General features: G+C 61.1%; 24 protein-coding genes and 1 riboswitch. Of the genes, 19 read left to right on the forward strand and 5 right to left on the reverse strand.

The window, feature by feature from the left end:
• Nucleotides 1–48 precede the first annotated feature (48 nt).
• A complete protein-coding gene (gene recN / locus ACP15N_RS11955) occupies nucleotides 49–1,704 on the forward strand; it encodes a DNA repair protein RecN (RefSeq protein ID WP_425092509.1) in 1,656 nt (551 codons plus the stop codon).
• A 103-nt stretch (nucleotides 1,705–1,807) separates the two neighbouring features.
• Nucleotides 1,808–3,496 (forward strand): chloride channel protein, encoded by a 1,689-nt coding sequence (locus ACP15N_RS11960; RefSeq protein WP_425092510.1) that lies wholly within the window; start codon nucleotides 1,808–1,810, stop codon nucleotides 3,494–3,496.
• Here ACP15N_RS11960 and folE2 read toward each other — a convergent pair.
• On the reverse strand, nucleotides 3,493–4,596 hold the full coding sequence (folE2, locus tag ACP15N_RS11965) for a GTP cyclohydrolase FolE2 (protein WP_425092511.1): 1,104 nt from the start codon (nucleotides 4,594–4,596) through the stop codon (nucleotides 3,493–3,495). The genes ACP15N_RS11960 and folE2 overlap by 4 nt on opposite strands.
• 179 nt (nucleotides 4,597–4,775) lie before the next feature.
• Nucleotides 4,776–5,963, reverse strand: a complete 1,188-nt coding sequence (metZ, locus tag ACP15N_RS11970; protein WP_425092512.1) for an O-succinylhomoserine sulfhydrylase — start codon at nucleotides 5,961–5,963, stop codon at nucleotides 4,776–4,778.
• Nucleotides 5,964–6,001: 38 nt separating this feature from the next.
• Nucleotides 6,002–6,079: riboswitch (SAM riboswitch) on the reverse strand.
• A 200-nt stretch (nucleotides 6,080–6,279) separates the two neighbouring features.
• Between metZ and ACP15N_RS11975 the strand changes: the two genes are divergently transcribed.
• Genes ACP15N_RS11975 through ACP15N_RS11985 form a run of 3 tightly spaced genes read left to right on the forward strand, consistent with a single transcriptional unit; the run spans nucleotide 6,280 to nucleotide 9,062 of the window.
• Nucleotides 6,280–7,104 (forward strand): DUF726 domain-containing protein, encoded by an 825-nt coding sequence (locus ACP15N_RS11975; protein ID WP_425092513.1) that lies wholly within the window; start codon nucleotides 6,280–6,282, stop codon nucleotides 7,102–7,104.
• 60 nt (nucleotides 7,105–7,164) lie between these two features.
• A complete protein-coding gene (locus ACP15N_RS11980; protein ID WP_425092514.1) occupies nucleotides 7,165–7,554 on the forward strand; it encodes a glutathione S-transferase C-terminal domain-containing protein in 390 nt (129 codons plus the stop codon).
• Between the two features lie 59 nt (nucleotides 7,555–7,613).
• On the forward strand, nucleotides 7,614–9,062 hold the full coding sequence (locus ACP15N_RS11985) for a TrkH family potassium uptake protein (RefSeq protein WP_425092515.1): 1,449 nt from the start codon (nucleotides 7,614–7,616) through the stop codon (nucleotides 9,060–9,062).
• 12 nt (nucleotides 9,063–9,074) lie between these two features.
• Here ACP15N_RS11985 and ACP15N_RS11990 read toward each other — a convergent pair whose 3' ends face one another.
• Entirely contained in the window at nucleotides 9,075–10,781 is a 1,707-nt protein-coding gene (locus tag ACP15N_RS11990; RefSeq protein ID WP_425092516.1) for a serine protease, read from the reverse strand.
• Between the two features lie 153 nt (nucleotides 10,782–10,934).
• Between ACP15N_RS11990 and ACP15N_RS11995 the strand changes: the two genes are divergently transcribed.
• From ACP15N_RS11995 to ACP15N_RS12035, 9 genes are all read left to right on the forward strand, one after another.
• Nucleotides 10,935–11,861: a glycine--tRNA ligase subunit alpha gene (locus ACP15N_RS11995; RefSeq protein ID WP_425092517.1), complete on the forward strand. Its 927-nt coding sequence runs from the start codon at nucleotides 10,935–10,937 to the stop codon at nucleotides 11,859–11,861.
• Entirely contained in the window at nucleotides 11,858–12,334 is a 477-nt protein-coding gene (locus ACP15N_RS12000) for a DUF6446 family protein (protein ID WP_425092518.1), read from the forward strand. Before ACP15N_RS11995 ends, ACP15N_RS12000 begins: the two co-directional genes overlap by 4 nt.
• A 3-nt stretch (nucleotides 12,335–12,337) precedes the next feature.
• Nucleotides 12,338–14,557 (forward strand): glycine--tRNA ligase subunit beta, encoded by a 2,220-nt coding sequence (gene glyS, locus ACP15N_RS12005; RefSeq protein ID WP_425092519.1) that lies wholly within the window; start codon nucleotides 12,338–12,340, stop codon nucleotides 14,555–14,557.
• 68 nt (nucleotides 14,558–14,625) lie between these two features.
• Nucleotides 14,626–17,214 carry a putative PEP-binding protein gene (locus ACP15N_RS12010; protein WP_425092520.1) on the forward strand — a complete coding sequence of 863 codons (2,589 nt, stop codon included), beginning with the start codon at nucleotides 14,626–14,628 and terminating at the stop codon, nucleotides 17,212–17,214.
• A gap of 242 nt (nucleotides 17,215–17,456) precedes the next feature.
• Nucleotides 17,457–18,080, forward strand: coding sequence for a cell wall hydrolase (locus tag ACP15N_RS12015; RefSeq protein ID WP_425092521.1), 624 nt, complete (start codon nucleotides 17,457–17,459; stop codon nucleotides 18,078–18,080).
• Nucleotides 18,081–18,187: 107 nt separating this feature from the next.
• The gene (locus ACP15N_RS12020; protein ID WP_425092522.1) at nucleotides 18,188–19,063 is read left to right on the forward strand and encodes a dihydroneopterin aldolase; all 876 of its coding nucleotides are present in this window, start codon (nucleotides 18,188–18,190) and stop codon (nucleotides 19,061–19,063) included.
• A gap of 21 nt (nucleotides 19,064–19,084) precedes the next feature.
• The gene (gene folP / locus ACP15N_RS12025; RefSeq protein ID WP_425092523.1) at nucleotides 19,085–20,089 is read left to right on the forward strand and encodes a dihydropteroate synthase; all 1,005 of its coding nucleotides are present in this window, start codon (nucleotides 19,085–19,087) and stop codon (nucleotides 20,087–20,089) included.
• Complete coding sequence (gene glmM, locus ACP15N_RS12030; protein ID WP_425092524.1) at nucleotides 20,086–21,429, forward strand: phosphoglucosamine mutase; 1,344 nt, start codon at nucleotides 20,086–20,088, stop codon at nucleotides 21,427–21,429. Before folP ends, glmM begins: the two co-directional genes overlap by 4 nt.
• Nucleotides 21,430–21,596: 167 nt before the next feature.
• Nucleotides 21,597–21,722 carry a hypothetical protein gene (locus ACP15N_RS12035; protein ID WP_425092525.1) on the forward strand — a complete coding sequence of 42 codons (126 nt, stop codon included), beginning with the start codon at nucleotides 21,597–21,599 and terminating at the stop codon, nucleotides 21,720–21,722.
• Nucleotides 21,723–21,741: 19 nt separating this feature from the next.
• Here the strand turns inward: ACP15N_RS12035 and ACP15N_RS12040 are convergent, their stop codons facing one another.
• Nucleotides 21,742–22,665 (reverse strand): DMT family transporter, encoded by a 924-nt coding sequence (locus tag ACP15N_RS12040; RefSeq protein WP_425092526.1) that lies wholly within the window; start codon nucleotides 22,663–22,665, stop codon nucleotides 21,742–21,744.
• A 102-nt stretch (nucleotides 22,666–22,767) separates the two neighbouring features.
• On the opposite strand from ACP15N_RS12040, the gene ACP15N_RS12045 reads away from it, so the two are divergent.
• Both ACP15N_RS12045 and ACP15N_RS12050 read left to right on the forward strand, forming a co-directional pair.
• On the forward strand, nucleotides 22,768–22,938 hold the full coding sequence (locus ACP15N_RS12045) for a hypothetical protein (RefSeq protein ID WP_425092527.1): 171 nt from the start codon (nucleotides 22,768–22,770) through the stop codon (nucleotides 22,936–22,938).
• A gap of 241 nt (nucleotides 22,939–23,179) precedes the next feature.
• Complete coding sequence (locus ACP15N_RS12050; protein ID WP_425092528.1) at nucleotides 23,180–23,587, forward strand: hypothetical protein; 408 nt, start codon at nucleotides 23,180–23,182, stop codon at nucleotides 23,585–23,587.
• Nucleotides 23,588–23,659: 72 nt separating this feature from the next.
• On the opposite strand, the gene ilvC is transcribed toward ACP15N_RS12050, so the two are convergent.
• Complete coding sequence (ilvC, locus tag ACP15N_RS12055) at nucleotides 23,660–24,706, reverse strand: ketol-acid reductoisomerase (protein WP_425092734.1); 1,047 nt, start codon at nucleotides 24,704–24,706, stop codon at nucleotides 23,660–23,662.
• A 111-nt stretch (nucleotides 24,707–24,817) separates the two neighbouring features.
• Here ilvC and ACP15N_RS12060 point away from each other — a divergent pair, with 111 nt between their 5' ends.
• Genes ACP15N_RS12060 through ACP15N_RS12070 form a run of 3 tightly spaced genes read left to right on the forward strand, consistent with a single transcriptional unit; the run spans nucleotide 24,818 to nucleotide 26,113 of the window.
• A complete protein-coding gene (locus ACP15N_RS12060) occupies nucleotides 24,818–25,276 on the forward strand; it encodes an Lrp/AsnC family transcriptional regulator (RefSeq protein ID WP_425092529.1) in 459 nt (152 codons plus the stop codon).
• A complete protein-coding gene (locus ACP15N_RS12065; protein ID WP_425092530.1) occupies nucleotides 25,273–25,734 on the forward strand; it encodes an Lrp/AsnC family transcriptional regulator in 462 nt (153 codons plus the stop codon). The genes ACP15N_RS12060 and ACP15N_RS12065 overlap by 4 nt, the downstream gene beginning before the upstream one ends.
• A 13-nt stretch (nucleotides 25,735–25,747) precedes the next feature.
• A complete protein-coding gene (locus ACP15N_RS12070) occupies nucleotides 25,748–26,113 on the forward strand; it encodes a cupin (RefSeq protein WP_425092531.1) in 366 nt (121 codons plus the stop codon).
• Nucleotides 26,114–26,213 lie beyond the last annotated feature (100 nt).

The raw sequence follows: 26,213 nt of genomic DNA on the forward strand, positions 1-26,213 counted from the left end.
GGGCCACAAGATATGGACGCGCTCTTGCTGATCTATTGAGTTGACCCGATGCTCGCTCGTCTGGAAATCCGCGATATCCTGATTATTGACCACTTGGCACTGGACTTTAGGGCGGGACTGAACGCTCTGACCGGTGAAACCGGCGCGGGTAAGTCAATTCTGCTTGATGCTCTGGGCTTTGTCCTCGGATGGCGCGGGCGCGCCGATCTTGTTCGCCGGGGCGCGGCACAGGGCGAGGTGACGGCGGTCTTCGATCTGGCCCCTTCCCACCCGGCATTCGAGGTTCTTCGCGACGCAGGCTTGCCGTTTGAGGATGGCGATCTGGTTCTGCGGCGTGTGAACACTTCCGAAGGGCGCAAAAGCGCTTACGTCAACGACCGCAGTTGCTCGGGTGCGGTTCTCCGCGCGTTGTCCGACGTTCTGGTGGAGTTGCACGGTCAACAGGATGACAGGGGTCTGCTCAACCCGCGTGCGCATTGCGCGCTGCTCGACGCCTATGGGGGCTACAGCGATTTGATTGCGGCGGTGCGGGACGCGTGGTCGGCGCGCCAGGCCGCGCGCGCCGCGCTTGACGCAGCGCTCGAAACCCAGAAGACCGCGGCCGCAGACGAAGGCTTTCTGCGGCATGCGGTTGAGGAGCTGGACGCGCTTGATCCGCAGGTCGGTGAAGAGGCCGACCTTGACCGCAGGCGTCGCCTCATGCAGGGCGCAGAGAAGATACGCGATGATGTCGCGCGTGCGAGTGCAGCCATGGCCGAGGACGGTGCGGAGGGACGTCTGACCGATGCAATCCGCTGGCTGGAGGATGTGGCCGATCGCGCGGAAGGAGCGCTTGACGCCCCGCTCGCGGCCCTGTCCCGCGCATTGGTCGAGTTGGGTGAAGCAAGTGATGCAACGGCGGCGTTCCTGAATGGTCTCGCCTTTGACCCCATTGAGTTGGAGCAGACAGAAGAACGGCTTTTCGCCCTGCGTAGTCTCGCCCGAAAGCATGGTGTCATGCCGGATGAGCTGGCCACTCATGCTGAAACCCTGCGCGTCCGGCTGGAGGCCATCGATGGCGGCGAAACCCGTTTGGCTGCCTTGCAAGTTGAGCTGACGGCTGCGGAACAAGCCTATGCGGGGGCTGCACAGAGCTTGACCGCGGCGCGGACGGAAGCGGCACGGCGGCTCGATGCAGCCATGGTGTCTGAACTGGCACCACTGAAGATGGACCGCGCTGTTTTCAGAACAGAGATCGTGCAAGGCGATGCCGGGCCGACGGGTGCGGATCGCGTAACCTTTACCGTGGCAACGAATCCCGGTGCGCCGTCCGGTCCCTTGAACAAGATCGCATCCGGCGGAGAGCTTTCGCGGTTTCTCCTCGCGCTGAAGGTTTGCCTGACCGCCGAAAATGATGGGCTGACGCTGATCTTTGACGAGATTGATCGTGGGGTTGGTGGGGCGACCGCCGATGCCGTGGGGCGACGCCTGCAAGCGCTGGCTGCAGAGGGACAGGTTCTCGTCGTGACCCATTCCCCGCAGGTGGCGGCCTTGGCGGCGCAGCATTGGCGGATCGAAAAGTCAGTGGTCGACGAGACAACCCTGTCGCGCGTGGTGCCGCTCGATCCACACGACCGGGTGGACGAGATTGCACGCATGATCTCGGGCGACCGGGTCACGGATGCCGCGCGGCAGGCGGCAGAAGCCTTGTTGAGTGCGGCATAAGAACTGCGTTCCGACGTGGTCTTTCTTATAAGCTGATCTACGGTTAGTCTTTTTGTTCAAAGGGCTGCGACAGGCAGCTCCTGTTATCAAAGCACCGCCGCGTATGGCCAAATCGACACGCAGATTTCTATCAGAACAGATCGGAAGCGCCCGAACTGCTTTACGGCAGGCCGTACAGGCGGTGCGCCGACGGGGGCCGAGCCAGATCCAGTTCTGGTTTATTGCGTTGGTGATCGGAATTGCAGCCGGGTTCACGGCATTGATTTTCCGAAAGGCCATCTCAGCGCTGCAAACCCTGATGTACGGGCATGAGGACGTGCGCGCCCTGGTGGATGCCGTGGATGCTCTGCCTTGGTGGTGGGTGGTTCTTGTGCCGGTTATCGGAGGGCTCCTTGTCGGTCTGATCCTGCAGAAGTTTACGCCCGACGGTCGCGTAAGATCCGTCGCAGATGTGATAGAGGGCGCCGCGCTCCATGATGGCCGGGTGGAGATCAAGGAAGGGGCCGCATCGGCCGTGGCCAGTTGGATCACGCTCTCGACCGGGGGGTCCACAGGGCGCGAGGGTCCGGTGGTTCATCTCGCAGCGATGATTTCCTCCTGGGTGTCGGATCGCATCCACGCGGATGGGATCACGGGGCGGGATCTGTTGGGATGTGCCGTCGCCGCGGCAGTGTCCGCGTCGTTCAATGCTCCGATTGCAGGCGCTCTGTTCGCGCTCGAGGTCGTTTTGCGCCATTTCGCTGTTCATGCGTTTGCGCCCATCGTGATCGCATCAGCAGCAGGCACCGTGATCAACCGCCTCGAATTCGGGGATGTAACGGAATACTCCCTTCCCGTAACCAGTGCGCTTGCGTTCTATGTCGAACTGCCTGCCTTTCTGATCCTCGGTCTCGTCAGCGGTCTGGTGGCGGTTATTCTGATGAAATCGGTCTTTTGGACGGACGATGTCGGCAATTACCTACAGGAGAAATTCGCCATTCCAGGCTGGATGCGACCGGGCATCGCCGGGGCACTTCTGGGCGGGATCGCCGTTTACTATCCGCACATCATCGGGGTCGGATACGAGACAACTTCAAACGCGTTGACGGGCGGACTTCTGTTGCACGAGGCGATCGTCTTTGCTGCGCTCAAGGTGCTCGCGGTTGCGATCACCATGGCGGGTCGCATGGGGGGGGGCATCTTCTCGCCATCTCTGATGCTCGGGGCACTGACCGGTCTGGCATTCGGGATTATCGCAACGGGCTTCTTCCCTGAAGTGTCCGGCTCGGAACTGCTTTACGCGCTTGCCGGTATGGGGGCTGTTGCGGCCGCAGTCCTCGGGGCCCCGATTTCCACCACGCTGATCGTGTTCGAACTCACCGGTGACTGGCAGACAGGGTTGGCAGTCATGGTGGCCGTGTCGCTGTCTACGGCGCTGGCCAGCCGGATCGTGGACCGATCGTTCTTTCTAACCCAGCTGGAGCGGCGGGATGTCCACCTCGCGGCGGGTCCACAGGCGTATCTGCTGTCGGTGGTGCGCGTGGCCAAGATCATGCGACCCGTTGGTCATCCCAAGGCTGCACCCGATGACCGCTGTTGGGATTTGATCGGCGACGGCCTGTATCTGGATGCCAGTTCCAACCTGGAAGCGGCGATGCCGATTTTCGAGCGGACGAACCTGGATTTTATCCCGGTTGTCAGTATCGGGTCCGAAAAAGAGCCCCCGCGACTTTGGGGGGCTCTGTTTCAGGTTGACGCGTTGAAGGCGTATAACCGCGCTTTGGCCGAAACCGCGGCGGAGGAACATTCCTAGCCGGTGTGGAACAATGTCTGAAACAGGCGCGGATCCAGACTCTCTGCGGCAAAGCTTGTTCCTTCGGTCAATACGCTGATCGCGTCGTGACTGTGCAGGCTTTCCTGATGGCTGGCGACGATCCGGAAATCCCCGATCCTCATGTCAGCCTGAAGTGCCTGGCAGAAGCTGCGTGCCGCATCCTCGACGAAGATTGGGTTCGCGGCATTCAATTCGGCGAATGCCTGTTCATCCTCGCGCTTGACCATCACTTGCGTTTCGGTCGGGATCGCGTCGCGACACAGTTCCACGAGGTCCTCGAACCACAGGCAGTCATCTGCCTCGCACGTCAGTTCGACCGAAATGCGGGCAACAGAGCGTTGCGAGTGCGGGGTGGCCAACTGACCGCGGTATTGACGGGCATGCTCAGACAGCTCAAGCGAGCATGGGCAGGTTGAGGAATACACGTAATCAAGGTGCATGAAGCGTTTGCGCACGCCGTCCTGATCGGCAACCTCTAGCGCGATGTCGTAGTATTGATATCCCGACAGCCCCGACCGCAGGCTTTCGACCCTCATTGGGAAAGAAAACCGCATCTGGATGCGCGCGTCAAAGCTTTCAAGGTCGGTCTTGTAGGCATCGAGCGCACGCTCAATGACTTCGAAACTGAAGGTTTGTTCGGCATGCTTGTAGAAGGTGCGCATGATGCGCGACATGTTGATGCCCTTCTTTTCCGCCTCGAGGCTGACCGAGCCAGTCACGGAGGTTTCAAGCGTCAGGTCGCCGTTGTCTCGGGTGTGGAACCGGATCGGTAGCCGAAAGTTCGAGATGCCAACATGCTGTATCTGTGCCCGCGCGCCACGGATCAGGCTCGAAGGCCCATTCTGAAGGTCCGGCAGGGAGTCCTTGTACGCCTCGTCCACCGTGAACTCTTCCGGATACGCGCGCGCAAGTGCCGGATACGTTTCGGGCGCATCCGGCAAGAGGCGAGAGATGGCCGGATCCAGCGTCTCGATCTCTGCCGCTGTTGCGGTCCCCGCCCAGCTGCGGACCAGCGCAAGTGCGCGCTCAACCTCATCGCGGTTTGGCAGTTTGTCGATATCCGGCGTGTGAATGTTCATATGGGCAGCCCTTTCGCATCCCAGAAATTCGAAGCCTCCAACATATGGAGGCGTGGCGCACAACGTCCAGCGCCTTTATTATAAGTATTTGTAAGATAGAGGTTTTAGCCGCGACGAAAAGAGGTGTAAATTAAAGTTTACACCACATTTCAACCTGTTGTCTGACGGATATTGCGTCTCTACACTGCCGTGGCAGCTGCAAGTCCACGGCGCACATCGGCCAGCAAATCGCCCGTGTCCTCAAGCCCGACCGAAAGACGCACCATGCCATCAGTTATGCCCAAGTCCGCCCGTTGTGCGTCGGTCAACCGTTGATGGGTCGTGGTTGCCGGATGTGTGGCAATGGATTTCGCATCGCCCAGGTTGTTTGAGATAGTGACAATCTCCAGCGCGTTGAGAAAGGCGAAGGCCGCTGCTTTGCCCCCAGACAGATCGAGCGACATGACAGTGCCGCCGGAGCCCATCTGGTCGATGGCAACAGCGTGTTGAGGATGCGAAGGCAGGTGCGGATAGAGCACCTTTGCAAGCGCCGGGTGCCCCTCAACCGCCTCGGCCAATGCGAGAGCGGTTTCCGCCTGAGCGCGTACGCGAAGGTCCATCGTTTCAAGACCCTTTAGCATTACCCACGCGTTGAACGGGCTCAACGAGCCGCCCGTATGTTTCAGGTACGGTTCTGCGGTGTTGCGCACAAAGTCCTTCGTGCCGCAAATCACACCGCCAAGGCAGCGTCCCTGTCCGTCGATATGCTTGGTCGCGGAGTAGATGATTACATCTGCGCCCAATTCAATGGAGCGCGAAAAGACCGGCGTGGCAAACACATTGTCGACGATGACAGTCGCACCGACCTTGTGCGCCATGTCGGATACGGCCCTCAGATCGATCACTTCGAGCGTCGGGTTCGATACTGTTTCGAGGAAAACGGCCTTGGTGTCTGGCCGGATCGCTGCTGCCCAGGCGTCGTTGTCGGTGCCGTCCACAAAGGTGACTTCAACCCCGTAGCGGGTCAAAATGTTCTCCAGAATATACAGGCACGATCCGAAAAGGGCGCGCGCCGAAACGACATGGTCGCCCGCTTGCAGCATGGCGGCCAGTGTGCCGTTTACAGCCGCCATGCCTGAGGCCGTCGCAAACGCATCCTCGGTTCCTTCAAGCGCTGCGATCCTGTCTTCGAACATGCGCACGGTCGGATTCCCGTAGCGGGCGTAGATGAACTCGTCCGGTCCGGTTTCGATGAAACGGGCTTCGGCGGCTTCAGCGGTGTCGTAGACAAAGCCCTGTGTCAGAAAAATCGACTCCGATACTTCGCCATACTGGCTTCGGCGCGTGCCGGAATGGACGAGTTTGGTGCGGGGTTTCCAGTCGGTCATGTCGGGTCTCCGTCGTCTGCGTAACCGGGCGAGACCGACGGTGATACACCGCGACCTCTTTAGCAGCTTGTTTTACGTGGCCTGCAATCCGGTAACAAATCACCACATGCCGGAGTTCGTAGGGGTGTTGCGTGTTGTGGTCAACCACCGTCACGCAGCTCTAACAAAAGCTTCATCTCAGCTTCGTAGTGTGTCTGTACCGACTGACCCCAAGATGTAGGGGGGCTAGGCAGCGAGGTTCTGTCATATGGGCGTGATTAACCTTACACATCGCGACGGCACGTTTCAGCCGGCACACGAGACATCTTCCGGCCTTATGACTGCACTGGGTGATGCCGCACGGGAGATCAGGCCCGGAGCACCGATCGTGGTGCTTTTGCACGGCTACCGGTACGATCCGGCCCGGCAGAACGCCAATCCACACACCAGCCTGTACGCCGTTCAACCCGAACCCGGCTTGCCGAGACGCCAAATGTCGTGGTTGGAGGCATTGGGCTTTCTGGATCAGCCTGATGATCCCGGGCTGTGCCTTGCGGTTGGTTGGTCTGCGCGCTGCAAACTGGCGGATGCCTATGATCACGCCGCGCAAGTCGGTACTGCGTTGGCGGATTTGCTGAATGCAGTGGCTGCCCTCATGCCCGGGCATCCGATAAAACTGATGGCCCATTCCTTGGGCGCGCGTGTTGCCTTGAGCTGCTTGCGTTCGCTGAAAAGACCCGTGGTCAAGCAAGCTATCCTGCTGGCCCCGGCGGAGTTCACTGCCCCTGCGCAGCGTGCTCTGCGCAATCCGGCCGCGCAGGCGACGGAGATCTTGCAGATCAGCCCGTTGGAGAATTGGCTTTTCGATGCTCTCTTGGTCCGTTCCCTCCGCCACAAGGAAACCGGGACTGCCTTGGGCCAGCGCGCACCTGATGCACCGAACTGGATCTCGCTGAGCCTGGGGACGGACGGGGAGCTTGCACAGCTGGCGGCCTTGGGTCACCGTGTGGCGCCTCGCAAGGCCCGAGTTTGCCATTGGAGCGCCTATCTGCGCGGGGGGTTGATGGAGTTCTACGCCGACCTTCTGTCCGGCAAGGATGTTCCGGTATTCCAAACCTTTGCCCGTAGTCGTATGGCAGATGGCAGCGTTCTGGCCGATTAAGGCTTGCCCTGCTCGAGAAGGACATGGACTTTCAGGGCCTGACCGCGCTGCGGAGGTCCCATGTCTGACGCGATTGACTTCTTTTTCTGGCCCACACCGAACGGATGGGAAGTCTCCATCGCACTCGAGGAAATGGGACTGCCCTATGCCAAGGACCGCTACCGGGCAGAGGTCGCGCGCCTTTACGGTGTGCTGGACCGCCAACTGGCGCGGTCAGAATACGTGGCAGGCGATGTCTTCTCCATCGCGGATATGGCGGTCTGGCCCTGGGCGTCCTTGTGGGAGGGCCAGCAGCAGACCCTGGATGACAAACCGCACATGAAACGTTGGCTTGCGGAGTGTGGTGCGCGTCCGGGGGTTATCGCTGGTCGTGCTCTTCACGCTGAAAAACGATCTGATCTGCGCAAGGACAAGGGCGCGCATGGGCAGCTTTTTCGCACAAAGACCTGAGCCACGCGCAGCGATTGTGCCGTTGACAGCATCCAAGACACAGCCCAAGCCTGATCGCGATGTTTGATCTGCGTCCAGTTGGATATGTCATTGGCCTGCTGGTGGCTGCCTTGGGGGCCTCCATGTCGGTGCCGATGCTGTTTGATTTCCTCGCGGGGAATGATCACTGGCAGGTCTTTCTGGAGGCTGGTGCGGTCACGGGCCTGACCGGCGGGCTGACCGCTGTGGCCTGCGCCAACGCCGAGCGCGAACGCCTGAGCATTCAGCAGACGTTTTTGCTGACCACGGGGGTCTGGCTCACGCTTCCGGTCTTTGCGGCTCTGCCTTTCGTTTTCGGCGCGACTGAAGCGCGATATGTTGATGCGTTTTTCGAGGCGATGTCCGGCCTGACCACAACTGGATCGACCGTCTTCAGCGGCCTTGAGAATCTGCCACCGGGGCTGTTGCTCTGGCGCGGGCTCATGCAATGGTTCGGCGGGATCGGCATTATCGTTGTGGCCATGGTGTTCCTGCCGGAACTGCGCATCGGTGGCATGCAGATCTTTCGTTCCGAGGGGTTCGATACGTTCGGAAAAATCCTGCCGCGCGCAACGGAAATCGCATCGCGCATATCGGTTATATATCTCAGTCTTACCGGGACTTGTGCGCTGGTCTACCTGATCCTGGGGATGACGCCTTTCGACGCGACAGTGCACGCCATGACCACGGTTGCCACAGGGGGGTTCGCCAACACGGACGCCAGTTTCAGCGACTACTCCGGCGCGATTGAATACGCGGCGGTGGTGTTCATGCTTATGGCCGCCCTGCCGTTCGTGCGGTTCGTCCAACTTGTCGGCGGCAGCGCGAAACCGATGCTGATGGATCCCCAGATACGGGCATTTTTCGGCACAGTCGCGGTGGTTGTCGCGCTGGTCGCATTATGGAAGATGTTTGCCATCGACACGCCAAGCGAGCCGGCATTTCGCAAGTCTCTCTTCAATAGCGTGTCCATCCTGACCGGTACCGGATATGCCAGCGACGACTACATGCTCTGGGGGGCTTTCCCGGTGGTGGTGTTGTTCTTCGCAGGCCTGATCGGTGGCTGCGCCGGGTCCACTTCCTGTTCCATCAAGGTCTTCCGCTATCAACTTCTGATCGCTTCTATCCTGTCGCAGATCCGGCGTATCCGCAGCCCGCACGGGTTGTTTTCTCCCCGGTTTGGCGGACGCCCCGTGTCCGAAGACGTCTTGTCGTCGGTGATGGCGTTTTTCGTGATGTTCACGGTCTCGCTCGGGATCCTGTCGATCCTGCTCGCCATGACCGGTCTCGATTTCATCACGTCTGTCTCAGGCGCAGCGACGGCCCTGGGCAATATTGGTCCCGGGCTGGGCGACCAGATCGGGCCCGCGGGCAATTTCGCCGAAGTGAACGACACGGCGAAGTGGATCCTTGCCGCGGCGATGCTGATCGGACGGCTGGAATTGATGGTGGTGTTCGCGATTTTCACCCGTCGGTTCTGGCAGGCCTGATCAGACCTCCGCCTATTCCCAACAGGACACAAGTACGGTCATGCCGGACGCCAGTTGCGCAAGACGCTCTGGAGCCAGGCTTTCGCGGCTCGCGTCGGATCGTCCTACGGACACACCCGCGGCTTCAAGCCGGTCTGCAAGCACGGCCGCAGCAGCGGCAAAATTCACGTCGTCAGGAAGTTGGCGTGCAGCATCATCCTCGCGTGCCAAAAGCATGCCAAGGACTTGCCCGGTGCTGTCCAGAACTGGTCCGCCCACATCACCGGGGGTAACTTCGATTGCCAGACGGCTCACCGTGTCCTGACCCTGGAGGCCTTGCAAATCGGCCAGTTGCCCGAAGCTGAGCGTGGCCGCGTCCAACACGCCCGCATAAGGGTAGCCTGCAATGGCGATCCGTGATTGCAGACGCCCCGGTGTTTGCGCGAACCGGGCCACCGACATCGGCGCCAGGCGTTCCGCAGGGCTCAGAACCACAATGCCCAGATCTGGGTCGGCGACCTGAAGCCTAGCCTCGGTCTCGCCGATGGTGACGCGCCCGCAGCTCTGCAGAGATGTATCAGTGGTCAGAACATCCCCCCGGTCGGTCACGTAGAACCCCGACAGGGTGCGTAGTGGCTTGCGGATTTCGAGCCCCGCAAGCAGGTCGATCCGCTGTTCGGCACTCGGGTCTGCAAGGGCGGGGTCCAGAACGCCTTCGGTCACTTCGAAACTGTCCCGCATCAATTGCGCGGCTTTCGACATCAGCCGTGCATCGCTGCGCGGCCAGACCAGCGTGAACCCCTTTATTGCGCCGTCGTCCAGCGCGGCGTAGGTATACGAGGCGATGCGATCGTTCGCGCCTTCCAACGTGAAGCTGTCACGCCCGATGCTGCGTGCCCCTTCGCGGGGTACGATCTCAAGCGTTTGCATCGTCTCGTAGAGGCTGCGCAGGGTCGCGGCATTGCCCGACTGGCTGATCAGCAGGGCTTTGGCATCGCCCGTGCCCTCGTAATGCACGAATGGCGGCTCGAACCGGTCAAAGGCCACGAGTCCAAGAGGCATTTCCACAGAGACACCCGCCTCGGCACTTGTCACTGGTGCCATGCCCAACGCTGACAGATCGCCGCGATAGGCCTCCAGCAGGCGCGCACGCTGTGCAGTTGTCAGAACTCCGGTCGGATCATCCCCAAAGGCGCTTTGGTAATCCGACATCGCGCGCCGCGTGCCGGGCCCGAACGCTCCGTCGATGGTCGAGGTGTAGAAGCCGAACCATTTCAGCGCGACTTGTAGAGCTTCGCGCGCCGGGCGGTCCAGGGCGCGCTCGCTGGCACGTGCTTCACGGGGCGTTTCGTCTGACGGGGCGGGCGGCGTTTCTTCGACTGTCGGGACCACGGGGTCCGTTGCAGGCGGCAGAGTCCCAGCGGGCCAGAAGCGTTGTGCGTAGCCACGCCCATCAGCCAGAAAACTGTCACGCGGCACATCCCCCAACAGGCGATAGTTGCGCAGGGACTGTTCTGCCTCGAACCGGCTGAGCGGCCCTAGCGCGATGGCATACCAGCCGGAGTTCAGGCGAAAGCCGACCACGTTTTCGAACGCTGAGGCGTAGACTCGCGCACGCTCTTCGGCCTGCGACAGAGTCGGCAGAGCTTCGACCTGAATCCAGACCTGCTCCTGCGCCTGCGCGGTGGGCGTTATGAGGAGGAAAACGAGCGCACATAGCGCGAAAATGGTCTGTTTCATAAGCTGCTCCGGTGTCTCGGCCTCTCCCGCGGCCTGTCGTTGTCGCGCAATCTAGCAAAACGGCTCCGGTTTGCACGCCGAAAGGGTGCGCGCGGAATTGACCCCCCGCGGGCTGTTGCCTATTGAGAACGCGGCTTCAGGGAAGGCACCGCCATGGACACCCCGCGTTCGTTTCAGGAAATCATCCTGCGCTTGCAGACCTATTGGGCTGCCCAGGGCTGCGCAGTGCTGCAACCCTACGACATGGAAGTCGGCGCGGGCACGTTTCATCCGGCCACAACCCTGCGTGCACTGGGGGATCGACCCTGGGCTGCGGCGTATGTTCAGCCATCCAGACGCCCCACCGATGGCCGTTATGGCGAGAACCCGAACCGTTTGCAGCACTATTATCAGTATCAGGTCATTATCAAACCCAGCCCGCCTGATCTGCAGTCGCTCTATCTCGGCTCGCTGGAGACCATCGGGATCGACGCATCGTTGCATGACATCCGGTTTGTCGAAGATGATTGGGAAAGTCCGACGCTGGGTGCCTGGGGCCTCGGGTGGGAGGTTTGGTGCGACGGGATGGAGGTCTCGCAGTTCACCTATTTCCAACAGGTTGGAGGCCATGATTGCACGCCGGTGTCAGGCGAGCTCACCTATGGGCTGGAACGGCTTGCGATGTATGTGCTTGGCGTCGATCACGTCATGGACATGCCCTACAACGACCCGCAAACACCGATCCCGCTCAGCTATGGCGATGTATTCCAACAGACCGAACAGGAATACAGCCGCTGGAATTTCGATGTGGCCGATACGGACGTTCTGTTGCGCCATTTTGAGGAGGCCGAGGCCGAGTGCGCGCGGATTTTGGCGCAGGAGGCCGTGGATTCCAAGACTGGCAAGCGCATTGTCATGGCGCATCCCGCCTATGACCAGTGCATCAAGGCGAGCCATATCTTCAACCTGCTGGACGCGCGCGGGGTTATCTCCGTCACGGAACGACAGGCCTATATTGGCCGGGTCCGGACGCTGGCCAAGGCCTGCGCAGACGCATTCGTGCAAACACCGGCGGGGGGCTGGACGCCTGAGCCTGTATGACCGGCGGCAAGTTGGTCGGAGGATTGATCGTGGGGTTTGCACTGATCTTTGGCGCAGTGGTCTATTACACGCAGGTGTTTGCCTATTACGAGGAGGTCGCTGCAGACGCAGTCACGATCCGTCTGACCCCGCTCGATGAGACCAGCGCGCCGGAGGCGATGCTGACCACAAATGTGCAGGCGATCGACGGGGACTCGAGCCCGTTGCGGTTCCGGGCCTGTTTCCGGACGACCGAGAGCCTTGCGCTGCTGACCGAAAGCTATGTGATCCGCGATGATGCCGTGCCCCTGAACGCGCCGGGCTGGTTTGACTGCTTCGACGCGCCGTCCATCGGAGCGGCGCTGGCCAGTGGGGAGGCGATCGCGTTTCTGGGCGAGGCGGAAATTGCCGATGGCGTCGACCGGATCGTTGCGGTCTATGACGACGGGCGCGCCTTTGCCTGGCACCAACTCAATAAAAAATACGCGGATTAACCGATGCCCGAGCTTCTGATCGAACTCTTCTCCGAGGAAATACCCGCCCGGATGCAGGCCAAGGCAGCAGCCGATCTGCAAAAACTGGTCACCAATGGGTTGGTGGAAGCCGGGTTGACCTATGCCGGGGCAAAGGCTTTTGCGACCCCGCGGCGTCTTACGCTGGTTGTTTCGGATGTGTTGGCCGCTTCCGCACCGGTACGCGAAGAGCGCAAGGGGCCGCGAGCCGATGCGCCCGACAAGGCGATCGACGGGTTCTTGCGCGCAACCGGCCTGAGCCGCGATCAGCTTGAGAGCCGCGAGACAAAAAAAGGCGATGTTCTGTTTGCAGTGATCGAACGTCCCTGGCGACCCGCGGCAGAGATCGTGGCCGAGGTGCTGGAGGAAACAGTCCGGACGTTTCCTTGGCCCAAGTCCATGCGCTGGGGCAGCGGGACATTGCGCTGGGTGCGTCCGTTGCACCGAATTCTCTGCCTGCTTCGCACCGAAGAAGGAGCGGAGGTCGTGCCCGTGAGTATAGACGGGATCGCTGCATCGGACGTGACCGAAGGCCATCGGTTCCTGTCGAAAGGCACACTCAAGGTCACAGGTTTCGATGACTACGAGGCCAAGCTGAAACGTGCTCATGTCGTGCTTGACCCGCAAGCCCGCGCCGACCACATCCGGGCCGACGCTGAAAACGCTGCCTTCGCGCAGGGGCTTGAGGTGGTCGAAGACTCAGGGTTGCTGCGAGAGGTCGCTGGCCTGGTCGAATGGCCGGTTGTCTTGATGGGCGAGATCGGGGAGGATTTCCTGTCGCTGCCGCCGGAGGTCCTGCAAACCTCGATGCGGGAACATCAAAAGTTTTTCTCTGTTAAAGACGCCAAATCGGGACAGATTGTTCGATTTGTGACAGTGGCGAACACGGAAACGGCCGATCACGGCGCCACCATTCTGGCAGGCAACCAGAAGGTTCTGGCGGCGCGTTTGGCGGATGCGAAGTTCTTTTGGGAAAACGACCTCCGGATCGCGAAAGCTGGTATGCAGCCGTGGCGAGACAGCCTGACGAATGTCACGTTTCACCGGGAATTGGGCTCGCAGGCCGCGCGGATAGACCGTATCGCAGCGCTGGCGCGGGGCATTGCGGATCAAATCGGGACCGACCCGGATCAGTCCGCGTTGGCGGCGGAACTGGCAAAGGCCGATCTGAGTTCCGAAATGGTCTATGAATTCCCGGAGCTTCAGGGGGTGATGGGCCGCTATTACATCGCCGAGGCCGGGCATCCGCAGGAAGTGGCGGACGTTGCGCGTGACCACTATGCCCCTCTCGGGCCGACCGACGATGTGCCGACGGCGCCACTTTCGGTGGCTGTCGCGCTGGCAGACAAGCTGGATACATTGACTGGTTTCTGGGCGATTGATGAAAAGCCTACCGGCTCCAAGGACCCCTACGCGCTGCGTCGGGCCGCCCTTGGGGTGATCCGGATCGTGCTTGAGAACGACCTGCGCTTGCCACTCGATCCGTTGTTTGATGCGCAGCTCGTGCGCCAGAAGGCCAGTCTGGTCAATCCCATCGCGGAAGAAGAGGTCGAGGACCTGCTGCGGGAGATTGCCAATCATGGCGTTTTTGGCGCTGCGTTTCGCGCTGTCCGCGATGCGCGTACGGGGTCGCCCTCGGACGGTTTTCTCAGCCTCGAAGACCAGGTGCCCGACAAGTCCATCGATTTGCTTGCCTTTTTCCATGACCGGCTGAAGGTCTACCTTCGCGACCGGGACATCCCCCATGACGTGATCGACGCCTGCCTTGCCATGGACGGCAACGACGACCTTCGGTTGCTGGTGAACCGGGCGGAGGCGCTGGCGCAGACGCTCAAGACCGAAAACGGGGAGAACCTGTTGCAGGGCTTCAAGCGGGCGAACAACATCCTGTCGCAAGCCGAAGAGGCGGACGGGGTCGAGTATTCGTACGGCGCAGACATCAAGTTTGCCGAAGACCCGGCGGAAAAGGCGCTGTTCGAAGCGCTCGATGCGGCGGATGCCACCATCCAGCCCGCGCTCAAGGCAGAAGACTTCGGCACCGCGATGGCTGCGATGGCCGGGCTCCGGCCGCAAGTCGATGCGTTTTTCGAGGCGGTACAGGTGAACTCCGACAATCAGGTCTTGCGCCGCAACCGGCTGAACCTGCTGAGCCGCATTCGCACCGTTTGTCTTCAGGTCGCTGATCTGACCCAGATCTCCGGCTAGCACGGATCAACCGTCACAGTTGCAAATGCTCGCAAGCTGGCTATCGTGTCGCCGAGGAGTACGCTGCGGTGCAGAAAAAGGCGCCATTTACCATTGTGACAAAGACCGCCGCCCTGTCCGGCGCGGCGCATGGTCAGCGTGCCAAGTGCATCCAGCGTCTGATCCGGCTTGATATGCCGGTACCGCATACGGTGGCTCTGGGCTTTGACGTCGTCCACAAGATCGCAAACGGAACGGCTTTTGACCTGACAGAGCTGCTTGCGGGGTTTGGCGCCGATCCTCTGGTGTCGGTCCGTCCGAGCCCGGAGTATCAGGAATGGGGCGGGCCATCGACCGTGCTGGATGTCGGCATGAACGATGCACTGCTTGTTTCCCTGTCCGAAGCCATCGGGTCGGAAGCTGCGCGGTCGATTTATCTGCGTTTCATCGTGTCGTTTGCGGTTGATGTAGCCCGGCTTGACCCGGAGCTTTTCGATGATGTCGACAACTCGCGCGAAGGATTGCTGAGCGCATTGGACATCTATCAGGAGGAAATGGACGAACCGTTTCCCCAGGACCCTGCCGAACAGTTGGCAACCGTGCTCAGGTCGATGGCGCGCGCATGGGAGGGGCCCTCGGCGCGGCTGTTGCGGCAGTCGCGCGGTGCGCCTGTTGATGCAGGGCTTGGATTGGTGGTCCAACGGATGGCGCTCGGCCTGGGCGCGCCGGAATCCGGGTCCGGAGTGATCCAGTTCGTGAGCTCCGAGACTGGCCATCCGCAGATCACCGGGCGCTATCTGAGCCAAAGTCAGGGGCGTGAGGCGCTCGCCAAGCCAGCGCAGGCGCTATACCTTGAACGGGACACGCGCGGTTTGTCGCTCGAAGAGGTTTGTCCCGAAGGCTTCGCTGAGTTGCAAGCCCTGTCCGATATCCTTCGCACTGGTCTGCGCGAAGAGATGCAGATCGAATTCGCGCTCGATGCCGGAAAACTGAGTGTTCTCGATGCCGTCAAGGTGCCAAGGGCACCGCGCGCTGCTGTTCGGATTGCGGTCAGCCTTGCGGAAAGCGGCGTGATCACCAAAGAGGATGCCCTGCTGCGGATCGAACCGCGCGCTTTGCCAGAGCTCTTGCACCGTCAGGTGGACATGGCCGCGCCACGCGACGTGATCGCGCGCGGTATGGCGGCCAGCCCGGGGGCTGCGACCGGTGTTCTGGTTTTCTCTGCCGCTGCGGCACAGGCGGCCGCGGCACAGGATACACCGTGTATTCTTGTGCGCCCGGAAACCGCGCCGGAGGACATTCGCGGGATGCACGCAGCCGCGGCGGTCATGACCCAGAAAGGTGGGATGACCAGCCACGCTGCGGTGATCGCACGGGGCCTTGGAAAACCGTGCATCGTTGGTACCAGTGGCGCGGCGATCGATGTGAAGGCCAAGCAAATGACCCTGCCCGGAGGGCGCGTTTTCGCAGCGGGCGATACGGTAACGCTGGACGGCACTGCCGGGGAGTGCCTCGCTGGCGAGGTGCCTTTGATCGAACCCTCGCTGGACGGCTCGTTCCGGACCCTGATGGCCTGGGCAGACCAAGCCCGCGATATCGGCATACGGGTCAATGCGGACACGCCCGCCGATGCCGAAGTCGCACGGCGTTTTGATGCGGACGGGATCGGTTTGTGCCGCACCGAGCATATGTTCTTTGACGAAGATCGTCTGACCGTGATGCATGAGATGATCTTTGCCGAAACCGCAGAGGCTCGCGCGGCCGCGCTTGAACGCTTGCTGCCGATGCAACGCGCGGATTTCGGATCCCTGTTCGAGATCATGCGCGGCAAGCCCGTCTGCATCCGGCTGTTTGACCCACCACTGCACGAGTTCCTGCCGACCTCGCGCGAAGGGGTGTTTGGCCTTGCCGAGGCGCTCGATTTGTCAGTTTCCACGGTATCGCAGCGCATTGAAGCGCTGAGCGAATACAACCCCATGCTCGGGATGCGGGGCGTGCGGCTCGGCATTGCAATGCCGGAGATCTACGACATGCAGGCGCGCGCGATTTTCGAGGCGACCCTGGATGCCAGTTTGCGCGGAGCCATCATCACCCCCGAGATCATGTTGCCGCTGGTCTCGGCCCGGCGCGAGGTGGAGCTGATCAAATCCAATATCGATGCCGTGGCGGCCGCGGTCCGCACCGAACGCGGCGTGCGCTTCAATTACCGGTTGGGCGTGATGGTGGAAACGCCGCGCGCCGCGTTGAAAGCGGGCGAGATTGCCGAGATCACGGATTTCCTGTCTTTCGGGACCAATGACCTGACCCAGATGACCTATGGTCTGAGCCGCGACGATGCGGGCCGGTTCATGGGGTCGTATGTGCAGCAGGGTGTTTTCTCTGAAGACCCGTTTCATACGCTGGATGCTGACGGGGTGGGCGAGCTTCTGAATATTGCCGCGGATCGTGGGCGCGCAACGCGATCTGACTTGACCTTGTCAATCTGTGGAGAGCACGGCGGTGATCCCGATTCGATAGACTTTTGCCGAAAAGCAAGGTTCACGTACGTTTCCTGTTCGCCATTTCGGGTGCCTGTTGCGCGTATGGCCGCAGCCCATCTGGCCCTGACCGATGTCCCGATGGAGAAAAAACCGCGCCGTTTCAATATTTTGGGGCGCGTCTTGCGGTCTGGCAGCTAGCTGCCTTCAAATTGCCTGAGTTGAAACAAACTGTTGCCAACCTGCCACGGGGGTGGACGTAGGGTTACAGTTCTCTTAATCAGCACCCGGTGAACGTAGAGTTTCTGCGTTTGCGAAGTAAAATGCTGCGACTGCGAAATCGAGTCTTCGCTGTCGTTACCTAAGGGGGCTACAAGGTGACTGTCAAAGGATCCTTCAAAGCGCTGTGTTTTGGCGCTGCAATTGTTTTGGCCGGACCTGCCATGTCCGACGTGACCGTTTCGACATCTTCGAATGCGACGGCTGTCATGGATCTGGAATTGCGAGGTCTGCTGGGCACGGAACAAGGGGCGTTGTCATCCCTGTCCGCGACACGTCTGAAGCGCCTCTCCAAGCCGGTCAAGACTTCGCCACAACCGAGTGCGCGCATGTACAGCCGCGATTTCATTGACGGACTGCCCGAATCTTCTGGTGGCGCAGCGTGGCAATGCTTGTCCGAAGCTCTCTACTTCGAGGCGCGCGGCGAAAGCATCAAGGGCCAGTTCGCCGTTGCCGAAGTGATCCTGAACCGAGTGGAAAGTGACCGGTACCCTGACAGTGTTTGCGGCGTGATCAATCAGGGCACGGGGCGCAAATATGCCTGTCAGTTCACGTATACGTGCGATGGGCTGCCGGAACGCATCTCTGAACCTGCGGCATGGGAACGGGTGGGTAAGATCGCCGAACTCAGCCTCGGCGCGCAGGAGCGCCCGCTGACCGATGGCGCCACGCACTATCATACCACGGCCGTAAACCCCCGTTGGGCCAGCAAGTATATCCGGACCGCACAAATCGGGGTGCACAGGTTCTATCGGCAGTTCTACCCGGGCCGTACCGCATCGCGCTGAGGCGCTTGTGTCGCGGTACATGCCGGTTTTAGAGCAGGACCCCCCTGCAACTGAATGCTAGCCTGACCTTGACGCCTGCATGATCAGGCTTTGCATGGGCTCAACCGATGTCATCTGAAATACTGCTGGCGTTCGCGCATCCGGAAAAGCGCGCGGCAGCCATGTCTGAACGGGACCGCATTTCGCTGCGAGATCATGTCCGCGAGGTCGAGATCGGGGCCTATCAGGCAGAGCGGGGCACTACCCAGTCCATCCGTTTCAATATCGTGGTCGAGGTGCGCACCGCAGCGGAAACGCTGGCGGACGATGTCGACAAGGTCCTGAGCTATGACACGATCGCCGATGCGATCGATGCGGCCCTTGCGGAAGAGCGGCTCAACCTTCTGGAGACGCTGGCCGAGCGTATCGCCGAACGTATCCTCGCGGATCCGAGGGCGGCGCGCGCGTTTATCCGCATAGAGAAGCTGGACCGCGGCCCGTATGCCTTGGGCGTCGAGATCGTGCGCGAGGCCGAAGCAATTCGCCTTGCGCCACTTGAACCTGAACCGCGCCCGCGCCTGGTCTTCCTGCACGAAAGCGCGCTTCACGATCACAAGTTGTCGGAGTATCTGGACGCGTGGGAGGCGCTGGACGAGCCCCTGATCCTGTGCGTGGGACCGGTGCCTCGTCCCTCGCCGCACTCGGCGGTGCGCGGGGCACAGCGCCGCATTGATCTGTTGTCGATTGAACAGAATGCGTGGGTTCTCGCCGGGCGCGACCCGCGTTGCGTGGTTGTGGCCACACGCGCCGAGATTGATTGGGCGCTGCGACAAGGTCAGACCACGGTTTGGGCACCGTCGAAACTGGTGTTGGATGCCGCGGACGGCCCCACGCCCGCGCCCGAGCATCCGCGCGCCTTGATGCGCTGGCTGGGCGAGCGGCTTGACGCGATCGAATTGCTGGAGTGGGACGATGCGGGCGTGCGCCCCTTGCCGTCCGCATGATTTCCTGATTCACCCGTTGTCATGAGCACGCGTTACTTTGGCCCGGTCCCGGACCCGGACGGCATCCACCTGCTGGCGGGTGGATGGGTGCGGTTCACGGATGTGATATGCTATTCCCGCGGCAAGTCGCCGGAGCGCCAGTGCGCCACCGAAATCGGGCACGCAGCCCTTGACCGGTTGACCGCGCCCAGATCGCCTGTTGCCGGGCTGTCGCTCGATCAACCTCGGATCATGGGAATTCTGAACGCAACACCTGACAGCTTCTCCGACGGCGGGCTTTTCGACGATGCGGAGGCAGGGTTTGCGCATGCCCGGGATATGCTGGAGCAAGGCGCGGACATTCTGGACATCGGAGGTGAGTCCACGCGCCCGGGTGCACAGGAAGTCCCACCCGATCAGGAGGTCGCGCGCACGGTGCCCCTGATCGCCCGGCTGCGTGCTGAGGGTTTTACAACGCCGCTGTCCATCGACACGCGCAAGGCTGCGGTTGCGCGTGCAGCGCTGGATGCGGGCGCGGACCTGATCAACGATGTCTCTGCGTTCAGCCATGATCCTGAGATGTCGCGTCTCGCCGTGGAAACCGGCGCGCCCGCATGTCTCATGCATGCACAGGGCAATCCGGATACCATGCAGATCGCGCCCAAGTACCAGAATGCTGTCCTGGATGTTTATGACTATCTTGAGAACAAGCTGTCCTCGATGGAGGCGCAGGGGATGCCGCGAAACCGGGTACTGGTCGACGTTGGCATCGGGTTTGGCAAGACGGTTTCGCATAATCTCGAGCTTTTGCGCGCGCTCGGTGTTTTCCACGGACTCGGATGCGGTATCCTGCTCGGGGCGTCGCGCAAGAGCTTCATAGGCGCCCTGACCGGCGCGCAGGTCGCGGCTGAGCGCTTGCCCGGGTCCCTCGCTGTCGCCTTGCATGGGGTAGCGCAAGGGGTTCAGGTTCTGCGGGTCCATGATGTAGAAGAAACCCGGCAGGCTCTGACGGTTTGGGGCCATCTAACGAGGAGGGAGGGGCCATGAGCCGCACGATGTTTGGCACCGATGGTGTGCGTGGAACGGCGAATGCCCATCCAATGACCGCTGATCTGGCGCTGCGGCTCGGGGCAGCAGCAGGACGGTACTTTCGCAGGGACGGCTCCTCCGGGCACCGTGTCGTGATCGGCAAGGACACGCGGCAATCGGGCTACATGTTCGAAAACGCGCTGACGGCGGGTTTCACCTCCACGGGCATGAACGTACTGTTGCTGGGGCCAATTCCGACCCCAGCGGTGGCGCTGCTGACACAATCGATGCGCGCGGATGTCGGCGTGATGATTTCAGCCAGTCATAACCCGGCGGACGACAACGGGATCAAGTTCTTCGGGCCTGATGGCTACAAGCTGTCGGATGAGGCGGAGGAAGAGATCGAAAGCATCATCGCAGGTGACATCACCCCCGCGAAAGCTGAGAATATCGGCCGCGCCAAGCGTATCGATGACGGTCAGGGGCGCTATATAGAACGTGCCAAAAGGGCCTTTCCGGAGGACTTGCGCCTCGACGGGGTCAAGGTCGTCGTCGATTGCGCCAACGGAGCGGCCTACAAGGTCGCGCCTGCCGTTCTGTGGGAGTTGGGGGCCGAAGTCATCCCGATAGGTGTCGGCCCGAACGGCCGAAATATCAATCTGGACTGTGGCTCAACCGCCCCGCGCAGCGCGGCGGAGGCTGTTGTGGCGCACGGCGCGGACATGGGGATTTGCCTCGACGGGGATGCAGACCGCGTCATCATCCTGGACGAGACGGGACAGATCGCGGATGGCGATCAGATCATGGCGCTCTTTGCAGCGCGGTGGGCTTCCGAGGGCCGCTTGCTGGATGGAACGCTCGTTGCGACGGTGATGTCGAACCTCGGGCTGGAGCGGTTTCTTCAGGGCGAGGGTTTGAAGCTGGTGCGCACCCCGGTTGGCGACAGATATGTTGTGGAGGCGATGCGGCAGGGGGGGTGGAACCTCGGCGGGGAGCAATCGGGACATATCGTGATGACGGATTACGGCACCACCGGAGACGGCCTTATGGCGGCGTTGCAGTTTCTGGCCGAAATGGTGCGACGACAAGCCCGGGCATCGGAGCTGGTCCGATCGTTCGAGACTGTGCCGCAGCTTTTGAAAAACGTGCGCTTTGCGGCGGGGGCAACACCGCTCGACGCGGCGTCCGTTCAGCGAGCGGTGGCCGATGCCGAAGCCGCGCTGACCGGAAAGGGCCGCCTTCTGATCCGAAAGTCCGGGACGGAACCGTTGGTGCGCGTCATGGCCGAATGTGAGGACGCCGCGCTTTTATCGCAGGTTGTCGACGACGTTGTTCGCGCGGTCGAAGCCGCCGCCTGACCTTTGGACTGCTCAAAAAACGGGCGTGGGTCGACGGCTAGTTCGTGTTTTGCAGCAAGGCGCGCTGCGCCATTTGCGACGACTCTCCAAACCTGCAAGCCTTGGCGCCGAGAGGCGACAGGCTGACGTCGCGCTCTGTCAGAAACCACGCTTGGAGGAAGCACCCGATGTATTTTCTTGTGATCCTGATCCTGTTTGCGCTTTTGGCCGTGTGCGTTTTCATGCTGATGAAGAACGGCACGATCGTGCTGCCGGGTACGGTGGTGAAGCCGATCGAGAAACAGGATGAGTGACCGTGCGCGTGCGACACAGCTACATGCGGGCGCCGAACAGGCGCCGCAGGCTGCTCCACTGACTGAGGGTCAGGCCTGACAGGATCAGCACCAGCGCAACGAGAAGTGTCTTGGGCAAAGGCTCGCCAAGGATCAGCGCGCCAAACGCCAGTGACCAGAGCGGTACCTGAAAGTTCGTGAGTGTCATGAACGTCGGTCCGGCACTGCGCACCACGAGAACGCGCAGGTAGTTGGCCGCCGCGGTTGGAATGAAGGCGAGGATAAGCAGCGCTACCAAAGGCTCCGTCGCAGGGAGTGTGGGCGGCCCTTCCATCGCCCAAGCCAGCGGCACGCCGATCACTGCCCCGACCGCCAGCAGCAACGTCGCCATCGCGATCGGGTCTATCGGCGGGCAGTTGCGCAGGATGATCGAACTGATCGCATAGCACGCGGCAGCCCCGAAACAGGCCAGCCGCCCCCAGTTCTCAAGATCCGAACCGCTGCTTGCCACCGCCTGCGGGCCGATCAAAAGAAGCGTGCCCGCAAACCCGAGGCCGAACCCAAGGGATTTGCGCCTGGTCAACTGATCACCGGGCACGAAGAAATGCGCAAGCGGCAGTACCATCAGCGGGATGGTCGCCATCGACACCCCGGCAAAACTGGACACGACGTGCAGCTGGCCCCAGGACAAAAGCGTGAAGGGCACAACCGTGCTTATGACCCCGCAGATCAGAACGTAGGGCCAGCGCGCCCTCGGGTCGGTGCCGATGCGGTAGCGACCACCCATGATGCGCCAGATCACCAGCATCAGCGCCGCCCCAAGTGTCAGGCGCCACGCGGCGAGCCAGAAGGGCGGAAGGCCTCCCAACGCGATCTCTATGAACATGAAGGTTGCGCCCCAAACCAGGCCGAGGGTGGCGATCATAAACCAGTGGCGCAGGGTAGGGGGCTCGGGCGTCGTCATGGCGCGGGCTTTGCCCGGATCAAACGCAGGGTCAAGGCCCGCACGGAACAAAGTCTATGCAGGATCGTTGATCGGACTGAGCAATTTGAAAGGAATAGGAAGATGGATGTGTGGTTTTTCGTACCGGTTCTTTTTCTCATCACAGTGCTGGGCGTGATCGTGTTCAGTCTCGTGAGCAAAGCAAAGCTTGAGCGCCGCATGCAGGATCCGGACGCTTCGAAATCGACGCTTGCGGCGGACAAACCCAGCACTGCGAAACCAGCGGACGTCTGATGCGGCGCTGACCGGGGCAGAACTCTGAAGAGCCGGATGATCGTCGTGCGCACAACCCAGTGCTGTCGCCAGCCCCTATCGTAGATGTCTCAGCGTCGCGGTCCGGTTGCCGCAGGCACAAGACCCCTCCCAAGTCGAAGCCGTGCGCTCTGCGTCCCGGCCGCTGCACTCATAAAGCTTTGCAGTGTGCGCCAGCCTCGTGCAAGCTTGGGGTGTCGTAGACATAAGGGAGGGTCCAGCAATGCGTCGCAGCGAGATTGCCGAGACGGTCAATATCACGGCGCCTGTTGATCAAGCCGGCGCCTACACAACCAAGAGCAGCATCCACAACGAACTCTACGTTTGGTATAAAGACGGCGATAGCAAACCGCCCGTTCCTCATTTCACGGTTGGCAGTCGCGATGAAAAGCCACACTCCCCGTATAACTGGAACCGGCTTCACGTCACTGTTCCGTTTGTGAACGACAAATCGGTGGCCAATATCCATTTCTTTTATCAGTTCGATGCATCCCTGTTGGTTGAATACAGATATTGCAACGAAGACGATCTGAATGGGGCGGCTCTGGCATATGCGAAACAGCTTGGGACCGAAGCGACCGCGCGTCAGCTTGCTCAAGCTTTCGTCACCGCGGCGCATGCAGAGCCCTGACGGCGACGCGACCCGGAACCGGGTCGCGCAGTTTTTTGGTGGCGGAGCGCAGGAGCGCTTCGCGCCTCGAAATCAGTTCTTTTCCTGATCGACCAGCTTGCCTGCGGAAATCCACGGCATCATGCCGCGCAGGTTCTTGCCCACCTCTTCGATCTGGTGCTCGTCGTTGAGGCGACGCGTGCCCTTGAAGAACGGTTGTCCAACGGTGTTTTCCTGCATGAAGTCCCGCACGAACTTGCCAGTCTGGATGTCGGTCAGAACCGCTTTCATCCGCGCCTTCGTCTCGTCGTAGGGCAGAACGCGTGGGCCGCTGACATACTCGCCGTATTCCGCCGTGTTGGAGATCGAGTAGTTCATGTTCGCGATACCGCCTTCGTAGATCAGGTCCACGATCAGCTTCACCTCGTGCAAGCACTCGAAATAGGCCATCTCGGGCGCATAGCCTGCCTCGACCAAGGTCTCAAAACCCATGCGGATCAGTTCGACAAGACCGCCGCACAGAACTGCCTGTTCGCCGAACAGATCGGTCTCGCATTCCTCGCGAAAGTTGGTCTCGATGATGCCTGAGCGGCCGCCGCCGATGGCGGAACAGTACGACAGGCCAATTTCCAGTGCGCGGCCGGTCGCGTCTGTGTCAACGGCGACAAGGCAGGGCACGCCGCCGCCCTTGGTGTATTCGCCGCGCACGGTATGGCCGGGGCCCTTGGGCGCCATCATGATAACGTCGACGCCAGGCTTCGGTTCGATCAGGCCGAAATGCACGTTCAGGCCGTGGGCAAATGCGATTGCAGCGCCTTCGCGGATGTTGTCATGGACGTACTTCTTGTAGGTCTCCGCCTGAAGTTCGTCGGGCATCGTGAACATGATCAGGTCGCACCATGCTGCGGCCTCGGCAATCCCCATCACCGTCAGGCCTTCGGCTTCGGCTTTCTTGGCGGAACCGGACCCCTCGCGAAGGGCAACAACAAGGTTCTTTGCGCCACTGTCGCGCAGGTTCAGCGCGTGGGCATGCCCCTGCGAGCCATAGCCCAGAATGGCAACCTTCTTGTCCTTGATAAGGTTCACGTCGCAATCGCGGTCATAATAAACGCGCATCGGGTCTTCCTCCGTTTGGTGTATCCGTCGCCGGGCACCATACTGACTGCGCGCCGATTGCGTAGAAGTATTGCGCTGAATTAGTGGTCGAGAATGAAATTGTCATTCTTAAATTAGCCAGTTATTTGATAATTCATGCAGATAGATGATACGGACCGTCGGCTGCTCCGGCATTACCAGGCAGACCCGACACTTTCAGCGGCAGAGCTTGCGGCCCTCTCCGGTGTGCCCAAGGCGACCGCATGGCGGCGGATCGAGCGGATGGAAGAGCTGGGAATAATCCAGCGCGTCGAGGCCGTCATTGATTGGCGCAAGCTTGGTTTCGCGGTGGAGGTCAGCTTGCGGATCACACTCGACAAGACGGAACGCGCTGCCTTTGACACCTTTCTGACCGAAGCGCGCAAATTGCCCGAAGTAACGGAGATCCAGACCTTTCTGGGGCGGGTCGATGTACGCCTGAACGTTCTTGCCCGCGATATGCCCCACTACCAGGAGATTTACCGCACCCGTATCTTGGCGTTGCCTCACATTGCCGAGATAGAACAGTTGATGCTCATCTCGGACATCCATACCGATGAGAGCCTGCCACTATGAGCGTCGAGCTTGACGACCTCGACCGGGCGCTGTTGCAAGAGCTCACCCGGGACGCGCGGCAAAGTGCTGGCGCGCTCGGGCGGAAACTGGGGCTGAGCCAACCCGCAACGTGGCGCCGGATCAAGCGATTGCAGGAAGCGGGTGTCATCACCGGGCGGCGGCTGCGTCTTGATGCTGAGAAGCTGGGGTTCGGTGTGACCGTGTTCCTTGGGGTGAAGCTTGCAGCGCGGGGTCGGGTGAGCGTCGAGGATTTCGAGCGTGCCGTCACAGCCATTCCCGAGGTGCAGGTCGTGCAGCACGTTCTTGGCGCATACGACTACCGTCTGCGCGTTGTGGCGCGGGACATTTCGGACTTCGAACGGGTGCTCAGGCGGCGTATCATGACCCTGCCCGGTGCTGGAGAGGTGGAGGCAAATGTGCTTTTGTCCGAGGAACGCAGATCGGGTCCGATTGGCTGAGTGCGAGGGGGAGATGAACTACTACGATCTTTACGCCGACGACGCAGGCGACAGTCATTTCCGGGATGTGGAGGTCGCGCTGGAGGAGCGGAATTTCGCACCCCCGGCGAAAGCCATCGAGATTTCTAACACCAAGGCGGCGACGGGAATGCTCTTTCTGCGGCTCAGGGCGGGTTGGAACGAACCAATTCATCCGACACCGGTCGCGCAAACGTTGATCTGCCTGCGCGGCAGGGTCCGGGTCACGGCCAGCGATGGTGACACCCGCGACATTGGCCCCGGCGATGTCTGGCGCATGGCCGACACGCATGGCAAGGGCCACCATACCGAGGTGATCGGTGATGATGATTTTGAATGCGTGATTGCCCAACACGGCTAGCCTTGTAGCGAAAATGCGCCAGAGGTTTCCCAAAAGCGCGTCGTGCTGTCGCAAAAGCCGCATTCCGTCTGCTCGTTTGGCTTTGCGCGCCCTGCATCCA

The sequence above is a fragment of the Tropicimonas sp. S265A genome (genome assembly GCF_049800835.1).
Lineage (GTDB): Bacteria > Pseudomonadota > Alphaproteobacteria > Rhodobacterales > Rhodobacteraceae > Dinoroseobacter.

What these genes read in the sequence shown, in the direction of transcription:
- glmM (WP_425092524.1), top strand. Translation starts at nt 20,086, where the DNA reads ATGAGCCGCACGATGTTTGGCACCGATGGTGTGCGTGGAACGGCGAAT.
- metZ (WP_425092512.1), bottom strand. Translation starts at nt 5,963, where the DNA reads ATGACCGACTGGAAACCCCGCACCAAACTCGTCCATTCCGGCACGCGC.
- ACP15N_RS12050 (WP_425092528.1), top strand. Translation starts at nt 23,180, where the DNA reads ATGCGTCGCAGCGAGATTGCCGAGACGGTCAATATCACGGCGCCTGTT.
- ACP15N_RS11980 (WP_425092514.1), top strand. Translation starts at nt 7,165, where the DNA reads ATGTCTGACGCGATTGACTTCTTTTTCTGGCCCACACCGAACGGATGG.
- glyS (WP_425092519.1), top strand. Translation starts at nt 12,338, where the DNA reads ATGCCCGAGCTTCTGATCGAACTCTTCTCCGAGGAAATACCCGCCCGG.
- ACP15N_RS11990 (WP_425092516.1), bottom strand. Translation starts at nt 10,781, where the DNA reads ATGAAACAGACCATTTTCGCGCTATGTGCGCTCGTTTTCCTCCTCATA.
- ACP15N_RS12015 (WP_425092521.1), top strand. Translation starts at nt 17,457, where the DNA reads ATGTCCGACGTGACCGTTTCGACATCTTCGAATGCGACGGCTGTCATG.
- folP (WP_425092523.1), top strand. Translation starts at nt 19,085, where the DNA reads ATGAGCACGCGTTACTTTGGCCCGGTCCCGGACCCGGACGGCATCCAC.
- ACP15N_RS11960 (WP_425092510.1), top strand. Translation starts at nt 1,808, where the DNA reads ATGGCCAAATCGACACGCAGATTTCTATCAGAACAGATCGGAAGCGCC.
- ACP15N_RS12040 (WP_425092526.1), bottom strand. Translation starts at nt 22,665, where the DNA reads ATGACGACGCCCGAGCCCCCTACCCTGCGCCACTGGTTTATGATCGCC.
- ACP15N_RS11985 (WP_425092515.1), top strand. Translation starts at nt 7,614, where the DNA reads ATGTTTGATCTGCGTCCAGTTGGATATGTCATTGGCCTGCTGGTGGCT.
- folE2 (WP_425092511.1), bottom strand. Translation starts at nt 4,596, where the DNA reads ATGAACATTCACACGCCGGATATCGACAAACTGCCAAACCGCGATGAG.
- ACP15N_RS12065 (WP_425092530.1), top strand. Translation starts at nt 25,273, where the DNA reads ATGAGCGTCGAGCTTGACGACCTCGACCGGGCGCTGTTGCAAGAGCTC.
- ACP15N_RS12045 (WP_425092527.1), top strand. Translation starts at nt 22,768, where the DNA reads ATGGATGTGTGGTTTTTCGTACCGGTTCTTTTTCTCATCACAGTGCTG.
- ACP15N_RS12035 (WP_425092525.1), top strand. Translation starts at nt 21,597, where the DNA reads ATGTATTTTCTTGTGATCCTGATCCTGTTTGCGCTTTTGGCCGTGTGC.
- ACP15N_RS12070 (WP_425092531.1), top strand. Translation starts at nt 25,748, where the DNA reads ATGAACTACTACGATCTTTACGCCGACGACGCAGGCGACAGTCATTTC.
- ACP15N_RS11995 (WP_425092517.1), top strand. Translation starts at nt 10,935, where the DNA reads ATGGACACCCCGCGTTCGTTTCAGGAAATCATCCTGCGCTTGCAGACC.
- ACP15N_RS11975 (WP_425092513.1), top strand. Translation starts at nt 6,280, where the DNA reads ATGACTGCACTGGGTGATGCCGCACGGGAGATCAGGCCCGGAGCACCG.
- recN (WP_425092509.1), top strand. Translation starts at nt 49, where the DNA reads ATGCTCGCTCGTCTGGAAATCCGCGATATCCTGATTATTGACCACTTG.
- ACP15N_RS12000 (WP_425092518.1), top strand. Translation starts at nt 11,858, where the DNA reads ATGACCGGCGGCAAGTTGGTCGGAGGATTGATCGTGGGGTTTGCACTG.
- ACP15N_RS12060 (WP_425092529.1), top strand. Translation starts at nt 24,818, where the DNA reads ATGCAGATAGATGATACGGACCGTCGGCTGCTCCGGCATTACCAGGCA.
- ACP15N_RS12020 (WP_425092522.1), top strand. Translation starts at nt 18,188, where the DNA reads ATGTCATCTGAAATACTGCTGGCGTTCGCGCATCCGGAAAAGCGCGCG.